Origin of the sequence: Parvimonas sp. C2, assembly GCF_035282405.1 — a bacterium.
GTDB lineage: Bacteria > Bacillota > Clostridia > Tissierellales > Peptoniphilaceae > Parvimonas.
This window is the reverse complement of record NZ_JAYKBP010000007.1, coordinates 31,280-45,866: the sequence shown is the minus strand read 5'-3', so window position 1 is coordinate 45,866 and position 14,587 is coordinate 31,280. Positions and strand designations below refer to the sequence as shown.

General features: G+C 28.7%; 11 protein-coding genes. 1 reads left to right on the top strand and 10 read right to left on the bottom strand.

Translation table 11 applies throughout. The annotated features are described in order from the left end of the window. The first annotated feature begins 369 nt into the window (after window positions 1–369). Window positions 370–1,218, top strand: a complete 849-nt coding sequence (locus tag VJI95_RS07740; RefSeq protein WP_323999374.1) for a hypothetical protein — start codon at window positions 370–372, stop codon at window positions 1,216–1,218. An 86-nt stretch (window positions 1,219–1,304) separates the two neighbouring features. Here the strand turns inward: VJI95_RS07740 and murI are convergent, their stop codons facing one another. From murI to VJI95_RS07690, 10 genes are all read right to left on the bottom strand, one after another. Then, entirely contained in the window at window positions 1,305–2,108 is an 804-nt protein-coding gene (gene murI / locus VJI95_RS07735) for a glutamate racemase (protein WP_324011030.1), read from the bottom strand. A 1-nt stretch (window position 2,109) separates the two neighbouring features. Next, window positions 2,110–2,949 carry a 4-(cytidine 5'-diphospho)-2-C-methyl-D-erythritol kinase gene (ispE, locus tag VJI95_RS07730; protein WP_324011028.1) on the bottom strand — a complete coding sequence of 280 codons (840 nt, stop codon included), beginning with the start codon at window positions 2,947–2,949 and terminating at the stop codon, window positions 2,110–2,112. Between the two features lie 402 nt (window positions 2,950–3,351). Next, window positions 3,352–4,779 carry an IS1182 family transposase gene (locus VJI95_RS07725; RefSeq protein WP_324011027.1) on the bottom strand — a complete coding sequence of 476 codons (1,428 nt, stop codon included), beginning with the start codon at window positions 4,777–4,779 and terminating at the stop codon, window positions 3,352–3,354. 326 nt (window positions 4,780–5,105) lie between these two features. Further along, window positions 5,106–5,861: an acyl-CoA dehydratase activase gene (locus VJI95_RS07720; protein ID WP_324011026.1), complete on the bottom strand. Its 756-nt coding sequence runs from the start codon at window positions 5,859–5,861 to the stop codon at window positions 5,106–5,108. Continuing rightward, window positions 5,861–7,027 (bottom strand): double-cubane-cluster-containing anaerobic reductase, encoded by a 1,167-nt coding sequence (locus VJI95_RS07715; protein ID WP_323999368.1) that lies wholly within the window; start codon window positions 7,025–7,027, stop codon window positions 5,861–5,863. Before VJI95_RS07715 ends, VJI95_RS07720 begins: the two co-directional genes overlap by 1 nt. Window positions 7,028–7,239: 212 nt before the next feature. Next, a complete protein-coding gene (locus tag VJI95_RS07710; RefSeq protein WP_324011025.1) occupies window positions 7,240–8,001 on the bottom strand; it encodes an ABC transporter ATP-binding protein in 762 nt (253 codons plus the stop codon). Beyond that, window positions 8,001–9,020 (bottom strand): ABC transporter permease, encoded by a 1,020-nt coding sequence (locus tag VJI95_RS07705; protein WP_323999366.1) that lies wholly within the window; start codon window positions 9,018–9,020, stop codon window positions 8,001–8,003. The genes VJI95_RS07710 and VJI95_RS07705 overlap by 1 nt, the downstream gene beginning before the upstream one ends. Window positions 9,021–9,032: 12 nt before the next feature. Beyond that, window positions 9,033–10,115, bottom strand: a complete 1,083-nt coding sequence (locus VJI95_RS07700) for an ABC transporter substrate-binding protein (protein WP_324011023.1) — start codon at window positions 10,113–10,115, stop codon at window positions 9,033–9,035. A 276-nt stretch (window positions 10,116–10,391) separates the two neighbouring features. Continuing rightward, window positions 10,392–11,462, bottom strand: coding sequence for an ABC transporter substrate-binding protein (locus tag VJI95_RS07695; RefSeq protein ID WP_324011022.1), 1,071 nt, complete (start codon window positions 11,460–11,462; stop codon window positions 10,392–10,394). Between the two features lie 210 nt (window positions 11,463–11,672). Then, on the bottom strand, window positions 11,673–14,579 hold the full coding sequence (locus tag VJI95_RS07690; RefSeq protein WP_324011019.1) for an insulinase family protein: 2,907 nt from the start codon (window positions 14,577–14,579) through the stop codon (window positions 11,673–11,675). Window positions 14,580–14,587: the final 8 nt, after the last annotated feature.

Sequence of the window (14,587 nt, the reverse complement as noted above, 5' to 3'; positions counted from 1 at the left end):
AAGTTCGTCTGCTCTCGCTGACTTTTTGTTACACCTAAATTATTGTTTTTCTTTGTACTCTCAAAGTTTTTATCACTATATGAAATTTTTAATGTTTCACAACAACCATTATATTATACAACATCATTTTTTGGTTGTCAACACTTTTTTGTAAAAATTTTTTATTAAATTCCACAAAAAAAGCGACCCAGTTATCACTGGGTCTTTATTATATCAATTATTTTAATAATTGTCAATACTTTTTATTATTGTTTTTTGTATAAAATCTTATATTTTTGCAAATTAATGTAACTATTTTTATATATTGATAAATTGTGTTATAATTGTTCTGTAATTTATTTTACAATTATATTAAATTAGGGGGAAAACATGAAAAAATTTATTAGATTACTTTCTTTAGCTTTACTTATTACTATTTCAACCTCAGCTTGTTCAAATAAAACCACAAATAAAAATGTCAAAAAAACTAATGAAGAAGCTGAAAGAATTGCAAAAGATTTAGAAAAGCAAGAAAAAGAACTAGAAGAAAAAGTCAAAAAACAAAATGAAATTGCAGAACAAAAGAAAAACAAAATAAAACAATACGAACAAGAAATAGAAAGCGAAAAAAAGACTCGAGAAGAAGAGGCCGCACAAGGAGTTACTGTTTCTAATAATAAAGATTATGAATGGTATATGGATCAAAGCTCAACTGGAAAATACCACAGTGATAATTGTGTTCCTACTTGTACAGCTATGATTTTAAAATTTTTAGATTCAAATAGTAAAGATACAGGAGAATCCCTTAGAAATGAATATGTAGTCGATGGAAAAGGATGGATTCCTGATATAATGTTAGATGCATTAAAAAAGAGAAACATAAAATATGTAGCATATAATTTTAAACGTGGTTATATGAGTGATATGCCAATTAGAAAATATATAAAAGATGGTTATATTGGAATGTTTTTTTCAGATATGACCAAGATTGCCGGATTTAATCGTAACACTCCAAAACTTGGCAAAAGTCATAATGATTCAAAAGTTGTACGCCATACTTTTATTGTTAAGGGATATAAATATATAAATAATGAACTTTATTTTGAAGTTTATGATCCAGATTCTGCAAATCTTAGAGATAAAAACGGTCAACTCATTGGAAAAAACAGGTATTATAAGGCCAGTGAAGTTACAAATTCAGTGGTATGGCCTAAGATTTTATTTTTTAAAAGCAAATAGTAAATTTTGGAATTATAATTTAAATAAGCCATTTAAAAACATAATTAGTATTTTTAAATGGCTTATTTTTTATAATTTTTATTCACTTATTTTAAATCTATTTTTTTTATATTTGGATTTTCAATCTTTATAAAATCAAGTAAATTTTTTCTAAATTTGTTTTCATCATCCGTTATATAAAATATATTTTCTGTTATTTTTTTAGAGTCTTCATTTAATAGATTATTATGCTCCAAATATCTTTTCATTTCTGTAACTGTTTCTTTTGCAGGATTTATCAATTTTATATCTTTACCAGCTACTGATTTTATTGTGTTTTCCAATATTGGATAATGAGTGCAACCCATAACAATAGTATCAACATTTTGACTTATCAATTCGTTCAAATAGAATCTAGTTGTATCTAATGCTATTTGAGAATCTGACAAACCATCTTCAACAATAGGCACAAATAATGGACAGGCTTTTGAGTAAACTATATTTTCAAAATTTTCATCATTTATACATTTTTCATAAGCTCGACTTAAAACCGTCGCGTTAGTTCCTATTACACCGATTTTTTTATTTTTTGTTACACTGCTTGCCATTCGGCTTCCCGGCACAATCACTCCCAATATATACATATCAAATTCTTTTTTTAGCATTTCAAGAGCAACTGCAGAAACAGTATTGCAAGCTATAATTAAAGCCTTTATGTCTTTTTTATTCAAGAATTCTATACATTCTTTAGAAAATCTTTTAATTGTCTCCTCACTTCTGTTTCCATAGGGCACTCTGGCAGTATCTCCAAAATAAACTATTTTTTCATTTGGTAGAATTTCCAACAATTCTTTGACAACAGTAAGTCCACCTATTCCTGAATCAAAAATTCCTATTGGTCTATTATCCATACTATCTCTCCATTGTTTTAACTATAAAAGTATTCTTATGAATTTTCTTGAAATAATCATAAGCTTCTTTTATGTCATTATCGTTCTTAAAAATACCAAATACAGTTGGCCCTGAACCACTCATAAGAGATTTTGTACAATTAAATTCATACATTTTATCTTTTACGTTTTTGATCTCAGGACAATATGAAATTGACACCTCTTCCATTACATTATATAAATTATTAAAAAATTCGTCATAATTCTTATCTTTATATGTTCTTATAAGTTTATCCACTCTATCGCTATTACCACTTGGAGCTATATTTGAATAAATATAAGGTGTAGCAATTTCAACACTATTATTAACAATTAAAATACTTGTAGTTGGTAAACTTTCTAAAATTTCAAGTTCGTCCCCTATTCCTCTTGTTCTTGCTGTTTTTCCAACTAGTAAATAGGGAATATCTGCTCCAACACTTCTACCAATTTGTTTTTTTTCTTCTAAGCTCATATTGAGCCCCAAAAGTTCATCAATCATTTCGATAACAACAGCTGAATTGCTACTTCCTCCTCCAATACCCGCAGAAACCGGTATATTTTTTTCAATATGTATTGAGAAATTTTCGTTAAATTTATATTTTTCTTTCATAACATTATAAACTTTATAAACTAAGTTTTTTTCATTTAGAGGAATATCTTTAGAATTAGAGGTAATTTCAAATTTATCTGATATTTTAACCTCAACCTCATCATATAAATCTATCATTTGCATAATTCCATCTATATTATGATATCCATCTTCCCTTTTTTCTATTACATCTAAAGTTAAATTTATTTTTGCATAAGATTTCTTTTTCATAAAATCCTCTCTATCTAAACGCTTTATATATTTTAAACTATTTTACCACAATTTTAAATAAAAGACAAAATTAAAAAACACCATTCTATTATATTCTAGTTGGCAACTCAATAAAAACCTTTTTTTGAAAATTTATTCATAAAAATTAATAAAAAACTATTGACTTATTTTTAAAAAAGTGGTATACTTTTGTTGAGTAAAATTTTAGCGCTTAGCACTAAAGGTGTTTTACTTTAAAGAATAACATAACCTATATTACTCATTATAATTTTGATGAGTTACTCTCTCCAAATTACGGTGTACCCCCAAATCACCGTAACACTGAAAAGAAAGCTTATGGCTTTCTTCAGAGCGCAGACAAAGCATAAATTTTGTCTGTGCTTTTTTTATGTATTTTTGTTTTTAATTAAAAATCATCTGAAATTTTGTTAAAATCTTAAATTTTTTATAAATTTCCTTAAAAATTAAAAAATTAGGTCTCTTTCTACCTAATCTACTCATCATATTTGCTAATTTCTTCATATTTAGACACGCAAAAGTTAGGAGAGCTTTTATTTGCATTTTTGCTTTCCCTTTCTCATTTGTATATCTAAATCCATGATATTCTTTTACCGTTCCGAATGTTCTTTCTATTGTCTCTTTTCTTCTCTTATATTCTTCTTTTCCTCTTTTTGTATATCTGTATTCTTCACATTCTTCTAAGTAATTCTTCCATATATGTCTTGTTATTACTTTTTGTTTGTTTTTGCTTTCTGTACACTTATCTAAATTCTTACACTTACTACATTTTTTCCTATCACTTTTATACTCTCTATATCCTTCTCTTGTCGTCGTACTATATTTTATTATCTCATTTTCTGGGCAGATGTAACAATCATAATATTCATCATATACATAATCTCTTGGATAAAATCCTTCTTTTCTCTTTCCTTTTGACCTTGTGTATGGTAATACAGGTTGTATCTTATCATCTATCAACATCTTTGCTATTGCCGGTGTTTTATATCCTCCATCCATTACTATTTTTCTTACCTCGAATTTCTTTAAGTCCTTTTCGTAAAAATCCATAAATGTTTCACTATCATGTAAATTTCCTGCATAACTTCTACAAGCTAACACCCAGCCGTTTTTATCACAACTTGTTTGTACACTATATGCAAAAACCTCTTTATGTTCTCCCTTATGGAATAATCCACTTTCTTTATCTGTTGTGCTTTCTACCTTCTTTACTACTTCCGTTCTATTGGTGGGACTTAATTCCTTCTTCCCTTTTAATTCTCTATCTTTCTTTATCTCTTCATTTAATTGACTATGATACTTCTTTGCTTTCTTTTCTATCTTTACTTCTATATTCTTATGTCTATTTGCATGTGCTTTTACATGTGTTGAATCTACAAATTGTATCTTTTCATCTACAAAGCCTTGTTTCTCTGCTTGACTTAATATATTTACAAATATCTTTTCAAATATATCTGTTTCCTTAAATCTTCTCTTGTAATTTTGTCCATATGTTGTAAAATGTGGTATCTTATCATAAAAATCATATCCTAAAAACCATCTGTATGCTACATTTACCTCTATTTCTCTTATTGTTTCACGCATACTTTTTATCCCAAAAATGTATTTTAAAAATATTATTTTAAAAAGTACTATTGGATCTATACTTGGTTTACCATTATCTAAACAATATTTATCTTCTATTAAATCATAAATAAAGGAAAAATCTATTGTTTCATCTATTTTCCTTAAAAGATGACTCTCTGGAACTAAAGAATCTATACTTACCATTTGTACTTGATTTACTCTATTTTCATCATTCTTATGTAGCATTTTTAACATCTCCTTTTGTATTATTATACTACTTTTTCTCTCTTTTCTCCACTAAAAAAGTGCCAATGTTTTATCATTGACACCTTTGTCTTCAGTCTGAAAGTAGCACATTGGCTACTTTTTGTTTTTTATTACAAAGTAACAAGGGTCCCGGGTACCCACCCGATGCGAAGCATCGTGGAAGGGTGGAGTTCTTATTGCGAAGCAACAAGGGTCCCGGGTACCCGCCCGATGTGAAGCATCGTGGAAGGGTGGGGTTCTTATTGCGAAGCAACAAGGTTCCCGGGTACCCGCCCGATGTGAAGCATCGTGGAAGGGTAGGGTTCTTATTTTCCCATAAGTGAAGCACCTAACGCTCCTGCAAATCTGCCTAATTCATGAGTTTCTACTTTTTTCCCCAATAGTTTTTCCAAAAGTTCTACCATATAAGGATTGTTTGAAAATCCTCCTGTTAAAAAGTATAAATCAGCTTCATTTCTAAATTTTCTTGTTTGTCCTACAACTTTATTTGCTATTGAATGAACAACTCCGCTAGCAATATCCTCTTTAGCACGTCCTTGACCCATAAGTGAAATAATCTCTGATTCAGCAAAAACTGTACAAGTTGAGCTTATAGGTATTGGCGTCCCTATTTTGGATAACTCAAACATCTCGTCCAAGCTAACTCCAAGTCTATTACTCATAACTTCCAAAAACTTTCCAGTCCCAGCAGAGCATTTATCATTCATTATAAAATCACTGACCAAACCATTAGATATATTTATAATCTTCGTATCCTGTCCACCAATATCAATAACATCACAATCTCTTTTCAACAAATACATTGCCCCTTTTGAATGAGTTGTAATTTCTGTAACAACCCTATCCGCATACGGAACCGATACTCTACCATAACCAGTTGCTACTACATATGAATTATCTACATCAAACCCATTTTCAACTAATTTTTTATAAATTTCTCCAGAAGTTTCTTTGCTATTCCAACCTGATGGCATCAATATTTTATAAAGTATTTTATCTTTGTCTTTATCATAAACAACCACTTTAGAAGCTGTTGATCCTATATCTATTCCTATATTCATTATATCATCTCCAAAAATGCTTCAATTCTAGTTGAAACCTGTCCGACATCAGTCATAGAATAGTCAGATTCTATATACATATAAGGTTTCCCCTTTTTCTCTGTTACAAATTTTTTAACCTTTGTAGATTCTACAGCAAAGGTATGACAAGCTTGAAGTACAATTTCAATAACTGCATCAACTTGATATTCATCTATCAGCATATCCAAATCCTTAAACCTTTTTTCGTTAGGCGACATAACCGAACAACTTAAATTAAGATATTTTTTAGCAATTGCATCAATTGGATTGTCAATAGTTTCATCAATTAGTTCGAGCTTTTCACGAACTCCTGAACAATTTTCATAGACTACAATATCAGCTCCAGCTTCTTCTATTTTAGTCAATATTTTTTCACGAATACCACCTACCGGACAACCTGTAATTAAAATTCTTGGTCTATCACTTTTTTTACCTTTAAGTTCTTTTTCCCACATTTCATAAAGTTCTTGTGTCTTTTCAACAAGACTTTTATTTTTTTCTTCTCTATTAAAATTAAAACCAAAGGCATCTTGGGTTCCGCTCATTGTTACTCCACTTAAAGGTGATGGATTTAGCTTTCCAAGTTCAAAAAATTTTCTTAAATTTCTTCTTTCTTGATTTCCTATTTTTATGGCATCCCATAATTTTTCTTCTGTTATTTCAACATCAAAAGTTTCTTCTATTTTTCTTTTTAATTTGTAAATTTCATTAGTCCAAAGTTTCAAAGATAGCTCATCATTATTATTTTGAGGTAATTGCATAACATGAACATCTTTGAAGTCTCCCATAAGCTCATACATTTTTTTCTTTCCATCACAAGTTGTTTCTCCTATTACAATGTCAGAAAAATAAAAATACGGACAGGTATCACTTACAGCAAAACCATAACTCGATTTTATAAGGGGACAAAGATTTTTAGGCAAATCTCTTTCGGCATATTTTATGGAATCTTCAGTTGTGGCACATAAGCTTACTGGAATAAGTCCTCCTGCATAAATAACTTCTTGAGGAGTATATGTACAAAAAATACCAGCGACCTTTTGCCCAGATTCTTTCAATTCTTTCATCTTTAAAAAACCATTTTTTCTGGTTTCATTAAAATCATCAAAATTACTAGGAAGTTTAAAATTATTATGGTCTTTCATTTTTTCTCCTTTCAACTATCAAAAAAACACCTATAATTAGATTATATATTATTATCTTTAAAATGTTAAATCATTTTTTCTTATTAAATAATCATTATTCATAAGTAAAATCTATTATAAGTAAAAAAGACAAGTTACCGATGAACTCATCTCTTTTACTTATAGGGAACATTACATAATTAAACTATCGTCAATATTAAAAACAGCTTATCTTAAGTTGTAAAATTCAAAACATCTAAAATATGTTTTCTATGCTTAATAAATTCATCACTATTTCTATTTCTAGGATATTCCATATCTATCTTTATATCTTCCTTTATAACTCCGGGTCTTGGAGCCATAACAATAACTCTGGTTCCAAGATAAATTGCTTCATCCACATCATGAGTTACAAGCATAAACATCATATTTTTATTACTTTTCCACATTTCTATAAGTTCATGTTGAATATTCATTCTTGTAAAGGCATCTAAAGCCCCCAAAGGTTCATCAAGCAAGAAAACTTCTGGTTCAGTTATCATAGTCCTTATGAGTGCAACTCTTTGCGCCATACCTCCCGAAAGTTGATGTGGATAAAAATTTTGAAAATCTTCCATTCCTATAATATTAATAAATCTATCAACTTTTTCTTTGTTTTCCTTTAATTTACCTGACATTCTAAAACTAAATTCTACATTTTGTCTAAGTGTCAACCAAGGAAACAAAGTATGTTTTTGAAACACCATCCCCCTATTAACATTAGTTCCTTCAATTATTTTATCATTTAGAGTAAGTTCTCCTGTAGTTACAGGAATTAATCCAGAAACCAATCTCAGCAAAGTAGATTTCCCACAACCAGATGGACCTACTATACAAACAAACTCTCCTTCTTCAACAGTTAAATTTATATCGTGAAGAACTTCAGTGATACCATTATTATCAAAATTAGGAAAAATCTTTGTAACATTCTTTAATTCCAATTTTCTCTTTTCCATTATTGTATCACCCCTTCTTGCCATTTAAGAACTTTCTTTCTAATATATCCCAAAGCAAAATTTACTATAACAAAAATAATACAAATTATAATTATTGCCCCATACATATTAGAGAATTTCGCCCAGCCTCTTTGCCAAGTTATATACCAACCAAGTCCTGATTCAACTCCTATCATTTCAGCAGCTAAGAGTGATACACAGGCTGTGCTCATCCCCATAACTAAACCTTGAAAAATATGTGGTAATGCTGATGGAATTGCTATATTTAAGATTAACTGTCTTTCACTAGCACCCAATGTCCTTGCAGCTTCATAATAAGCCACATCAATATTTTTAATTCCTGTATAACTAGACATTGTAACTGAAAACCAAACTCCAAGAGCAATTACTATTACAGCACCTTTAAAAAGAGAACTTGCAAATACCATTATAACTGGTATCCAAGTAATAGATGGAATTGCTCCTAACAATTTCATAAAAGGAGAAATCCAATAGCTCACAATTTTACTATAACCACATGCAATACCAGTTATAAGACCAATTAAAACTCCCCAGAAATATCCTGTAAATAGTAATTTCAAAGAATTTTTAATACAGTCTAGTAAATAAGCTCTATCAGTCAACATCGCATTTAAAATATTATCCACCCAAGGAAAATAAGGTAGCAAAAGCGAATTTGTCTTTAAGGTTGCATAATCGTATAAGATAAGCAAAAGGTAAACAAATGTGGCAAGAGGAGCAATATGTCTAATTTTATAATAAACTCTTTTAATAAAAAATGATAATATCCCAAGAATTAAAAATAAAGCAAGTTGCACTCCCAAAAATATACCATAAACATCAGTTATTCCATTTTCTCCATAATTAGGAACATAATAAAATTCTAATAAAGCTAAAATTATCGCTATTACAGGCAGAAATATAATAATTCTATCAAAAACTTTATACAAATTACTTTTTGGTTTCTGCTCTATTTCCTTCAACTGTTCCTTTGTTAAATTTTTTATATCTATACTCATAGTTACTCCAAATTATTTCTTCATCGGTCTCCAAATATCAGCCAAAGTTTCTTTTGAATTAGACTCTGCTTTTATCAACTTAAACTCTGCATAATCTTTTAAAACATCTTTCAAAGATTCTTCTGTTCTTTCATCAGTAACTTTAAAATTATAAGTTTCTAAAAATCTTTGATCAGATTTAACATTTCCTGAACCCCAATTATTTTGATTGATAACCTGAGCAGCTTCTTTTTTATTTTCTTCAATCCAATCACTTGCTTCTTTATGAGCCTTAGTAAGTTTTGCTGCTGTTATCGGGTTTTCTTCAACAAATTTTTTATTTAAAATAAGAACACAACATGGTTCAACTTTAAAATCATCATCTGTAGTAATTGAACGAATAGGTCTTAGAATGCCCTCATCGACAAATTTTTGTGCAAATTGATCCGGAAACATTGAAGCTTGAATTTCTCCATTTTGCATAGCTTGAATAGTTGCTGCAATTTCAACGTTTTTAAATTTAACTTTTGAATAATCAACCTTATCTCTAGACAAAAATCTCAAAGCTATATTGTGATCAGAAGCTCCTATTCCATCGTGAATTGCAACTTCTTTTCCAATTAAATCACTTGTTTTTTGAATGTTAGAATCTTTTAAAACAAAAAGGGATTTACATCCTGTATGTGCCCCTCTTGTAAATACCATATTAGTTCCATTTACAGCAGGTACAACTGAAGTTGAAATATGATCTGTAGTCGCATCCAGCTTACCTGTACCAATTGCATCTGCAACAGATAATTTTAAATTTTTAATTTCGCCCTCTAAACCCTGTTTAGCTAAATAACCTTTAACTTGTGCAATGCCTAATCCGGAAGTACAAAGTCCACCATTATAGCCCAAAGTAATTTTTGTTCCATAACGAGGCTCTTTTTTCCATTTTTCCTCTAAATCAGGATCATTTAAATCTACATCTGCAATAGTAGTTTTATTTTCACTATTTTCCTTTTTCTTTTCAGTACTTTGTTTATTGTCAGCTCTTTTAGCAGTATTTCCACAACCGGAAACACTAAATAACATTGCAGATAATAACAGTAAACTAATTCCCTTTTTATTCATAAAAATCCTCCAAATAAATAGTCATCAAAAATATATTGTTAATTTATGTAATAATCTTGTTTATAATTTAAAATATTTTTGACTAAATAAATTATAACATCTTAAATAATTAAGTCAACAATTTATCTATATTAATTTTTTATAGTAAAAGGACTATTTATTAGTAATTTTTATGAAATAGTTTTACTTAATAAGTAAGAACCTTATTAACATATCATTTTATATAATAAAAAAGAGTTATAACTAAATAACTCTTCTCTCAATAATGATTAAAATTTATTTTTGATTAATTGGCTTCCAAACATTTTGTAAAATATCTTTCGCTTCTTTATTTTTATCTATCAGTCCAAATTTTTTGTAGTCTCTTACTATATCATTAAGAGACTTTTCAGTTTGTTCATCCGAAACTCTGAAGCTATAAGCGTTTAAAAAATAAATATCAGTATCTCTATCTCCAGAACCCCAATTATTTGCCTTTACAATATCAGCTGTTTCCTCTTTGTGATCTTCCACCCATTCACTAGCTTGTCTATGTGCCTCCGTAATCTTTGCGGCTGTAATAGGATTTTTTTCAACAAACTTTTTATTTAAAATAAGAACACAACAAGGTTCAATTTTAAAATCGTCATCCCAAGTTATTGAACGAATTGGTCTAATTATTCCTTTATCAATAAATTCCTTTGCATATTGGTCAGATAATACACAAGCCTGTATTTCTCCATTTTTCATTGCTTGAATTAAAGCCGTACTTTCAACCGGTTTAAATTTAACTTTAGTTTGATCTACATTATCCTTTGCAAAAAATCTAAGGCTTATATTATGATCTCCAGATCCAATTCCGCCATGTACACCAACTGTTTTTCCTTCCAAATCTTTAGTTGACTTTATATCTGAATCTTTTAAAACAAACATAGTTCTACATCCTGTATTTACAGCTCTTGTAAAAGTTATATTTAAACCATTCACAGCTGGAATAAGAGATGTTGAAATATGTTCAACCATAACATCAATTTTTCCTGTTGCAATAGCGTCTTTAGGCTCTGGATTATTTACAATTTGAGTTTCTAATCCTTGTTTTGCAAAATATCCCTTTGCGTGAGTTACACCTAAAGTAGAAGCACAAAGGCCTCCATCAAAGTTTATAATTATCTTTCTTCCATAAGCTGGTTCTTTTTTCCACTTTTCTTCTAAATCAGGATCTTTTAAATCAACTTTCCCAATAGTCAGTTTATCTCCTGTATCATCAGTTTTTGTAGCAGTTTTATCATCAGCTCTTTTTGCAGTATTTCCACAAGAAGATAAAACCAATGCAGAAACCAATAACAAAACTAGATTTCTTTTTTTCATAAGTCTTCTCCAATCCATGCACTAATTTTAAAATTTGTTTATCCCTTTGTTCTATTATATTAGTAATATTTCTTTAAGTCAATAATTTTATTATAGTAATTTCTTATGCAAAAAGTTCTATTTATAAAGATTTTCTATAAAAAAAGACACAACTAACGCTATGTCTTTCCATATTAAATCATATATCATTTTAACTAAAATAATTTTTCATTATTTTTTCAAAACTAAAATATTATTAAATTCTTCAGAATTTTCCTTTATTTTATTTGTATTTCCTACAACCACAAAAGTATCTTGACTTAATGTTTTTCCTATTACTTCTGAAAGTTCTTTTAAATCTTCTAATTTTGCATTTAAAAGTTGTTCTAGGTATATTTCTAATTCTTTTTCATCTGATCCTGTAATATACATAATCATAGAAGTATATCCTTTATGCTTTGGTGTCAATAGAGGATTAAAATCTTTTACCATTGAAATTTTAAAACTTTCTAAATCATCTTTAGAAATATCCATTTCAGAAACATATTTTCCTACAGTTGAAAAAATTTCTTTTGTAGATTTTAAATTTGGGTCTCTATAACTGAACATAATAATTTCACTATCTCTAGTTATACTAAATCCAGCTCCATAAGCCCCACCAATCGCTCTGATATTATTATGCATATGAGTTGTACTCAAGATTTTTGAAAGCAATGCAAAACTTCCTGAAAAATCAACTCCATATTTTTTCATATCTCCTGCAAAAGTAACATAATTTACATCTGAAGATGTTGATATTCCTTCTTTCAAATTTTCTTTTTCAAATGTAAAATCATAAGGAGAATCTTCTAACTTTGGAAATTCTTTAACAAGTCCAACAAATTCTTTTTCTACATTATCAAAATTGTCCTCTGTTGTTGTTATATTTACAATTACATCATTCAAATTGAACATTCTATTGTAAACAAATTCCATTTTTTCAATTACATTATCAATTTTTTCATCAAAATTCTCAGTTAAATCTTGAATAAATTTCAAATAATCAATACCTTTAACTTTTTCGTCATAGTATGCCTTATTAGAATAATATGATTTTGCTCTATTTATTCCATAAAGATGACCTGCTCCGATAACATCTTGTTCTAATTCACCTTTTATAGCCAAAAGCTCTTCTTTTATTCTATTCTTATCGGTGAAAATAGTTTCTTTTAACAAAATTTTAACAAGTTCAGCTGTTTCTTTAAGTTTTTCAGAGAAGAATTTTACACTTACAACAAATTTCGGGACAAATTTTTCTTTATTCTTTGCATTTGTCATTGTTACTATTGAAGTTGAAATTCCTCCACAACGTAAAAATGTTTCAACAGTAAAATCTTTGTATGACATTGATTTTTTGTCTAAAGATTTTAACAGATTTTCAATTAACGACATATATACTATTTCATCTTTTGAGATATGCTTTAAGTCAAAACAAATATCTACATAGTTAATACCTGAAGTGAAAATATTATGTTTTAAAACCGTTATATCTTCTATTTTATCTATTTCATTTGGAATTTTTAAAGTTTCTTTATCAATATCCTCAATTCTCAACTTCGGAATTGTAGCTTTTTGTTCATCAGAACTTTCAGTTTGTTGATATTCAATTAAATTCTTAGTATTTTCAATTATTTTTTCAACTTGAATTTGATTTAAAGAGTCTTTATATCTCTTTAACCACTCTTTTTGTGCCAAATCTTTTTTGTCATTAAGTCCAGCACTTGGTGAAAGAATTATGAATGCTTTATGATTATTATTTAAAATCTTTTCTTCAATAATTCTTTCCAACAATCTATTATTTAAAATTTCTTCTCTAATTTCTGATAATGCTTCGTCAAAAGCAAGTGATTCCATAGGATTTTTGCCATACAACCAATTCTCGCAGATATGCAACATACATTCAATTCCGGCAGTTGTAGAATTTAAAAGTTCTCTTACAGAAAATTCTGTTCTATTCAACACTGCAATCAGCTTTTCTTTTTCAATTCCATTCTTAACAATATCTGTTAAAGTTTTTTCTATAATTTCCTTAAATTTATCTAAATTTTCTCTTTCTGAATTTGTAACAAAAACTCCAAAACTTGAATATTTTGTGGCCTCCATAGAAATAGAAGATACATCTTCACATATATTTGCTTTAAGAAGAGCTTCTTTTAAATATGCTCCTTGCATTTCAACCAAAACTTCATTTAATAATCTTGATATTATTCCGTCTTTTAATCCATCACTTTCTCCAAAGCAAGAAACATAAGCTAAGAATGTCTTATTCTTAGTATCTTCATCTTTAGAAACTGAATATTCATCAAAGACATTTTTAGGTTTTTCAAAAGGTTTTTGATTTCCTTCAAAATTATCAAGTTCTTCTTTTTCAAAATTTGAAAGATATTCTCTATCCAGAAATTCAAGTCTTTCTTCCATATCACAATCCCCATATAAATAAATATATGAGTTAGAAGGATGATAACATTTTGAATGAAACTCACAGAAATCTTCATAAGTTAAATTTGGAATTTCATAAGGTTCTCCGCCTGATTCTTTAGCGTAAACAGTATCAGGACAAAGAGCACTATTCACCCTATAGTAAAGAGTTGTTTCGGGAACAGAATAAGCCCCCTTCATCTCATTATAAACTACACCTTTGATATTAAACTCATCTTCTTCATTTTCAAGTTCATAATGCCAACCTTCTTGCATAAAAATTCTTCTATCAGATTTCATCGCTGGATAGAAAACAGCATCCATATATACATCCATCAAATTTTTAAAGTCTTTTTCATTTCTACTTGAAACAGGATAAACTGTTTTATCAGGAAAAGTCATAGCATTTAAAAATGTAGCTGTACTTATTTTTACCATATCCATAAAAGGTTCTTTAGTTTGGAATTTTCTTGAACCCGATAATACACAATGCTCAATTATATGGCAAATTCCTGTGTTATCTGTAGGAATAGTTTTAAATCCAATACTAAAAGTTTTATTGTCATCATTATTTTTCATCAAAAAAACTCTAGCACCGGTTTTTTCATGTTCAAGCAAAACACAATCAGAATTTACATCCTTTATATGTTTTTCTTGAATTAATTTATATCCTTTATACATATTCCCTC

Coding starts and splice junctions, on each gene's coding strand:
- VJI95_RS07740 (WP_323999374.1), top strand. CDS start 370: ATGAAAAAATTTATTAGATTACTTTCTTTAGCTTTACTTATTACTATT.
- murI (WP_324011030.1), bottom strand. CDS start 2,108: ATGGATAATAGACCAATAGGAATTTTTGATTCAGGAATAGGTGGACTT.
- ispE (WP_324011028.1), bottom strand. CDS start 2,949: ATGAAAAAGAAATCTTATGCAAAAATAAATTTAACTTTAGATGTAATA.
- VJI95_RS07725 (WP_324011027.1), bottom strand. CDS start 4,779: ATGCTACATAAGAATGATGAAAATAGAGTAAATCAAGTACAAATGGTA.
- VJI95_RS07720 (WP_324011026.1), bottom strand. CDS start 5,861: ATGAATATAGGAATAGATATAGGATCAACAGCTTCTAAAGTGGTTGTT.
- VJI95_RS07715 (WP_323999368.1), bottom strand. CDS start 7,027: ATGAAAGACCATAATAATTTTAAACTTCCTAGTAATTTTGATGATTTT.
- VJI95_RS07710 (WP_324011025.1), bottom strand. CDS start 8,001: ATGGAAAAGAGAAAATTGGAATTAAAGAATGTTACAAAGATTTTTCCT.
- VJI95_RS07705 (WP_323999366.1), bottom strand. CDS start 9,020: ATGAGTATAGATATAAAAAATTTAACAAAGGAACAGTTGAAGGAAATA.
- VJI95_RS07700 (WP_324011023.1), bottom strand. CDS start 10,115: ATGAATAAAAAGGGAATTAGTTTACTGTTATTATCTGCAATGTTATTT.
- VJI95_RS07695 (WP_324011022.1), bottom strand. CDS start 11,462: ATGAAAAAAAGAAATCTAGTTTTGTTATTGGTTTCTGCATTGGTTTTA.
- VJI95_RS07690 (WP_324011019.1), bottom strand. CDS start 14,579: ATGTATAAAGGATATAAATTAATTCAAGAAAAACATATAAAGGATGTA.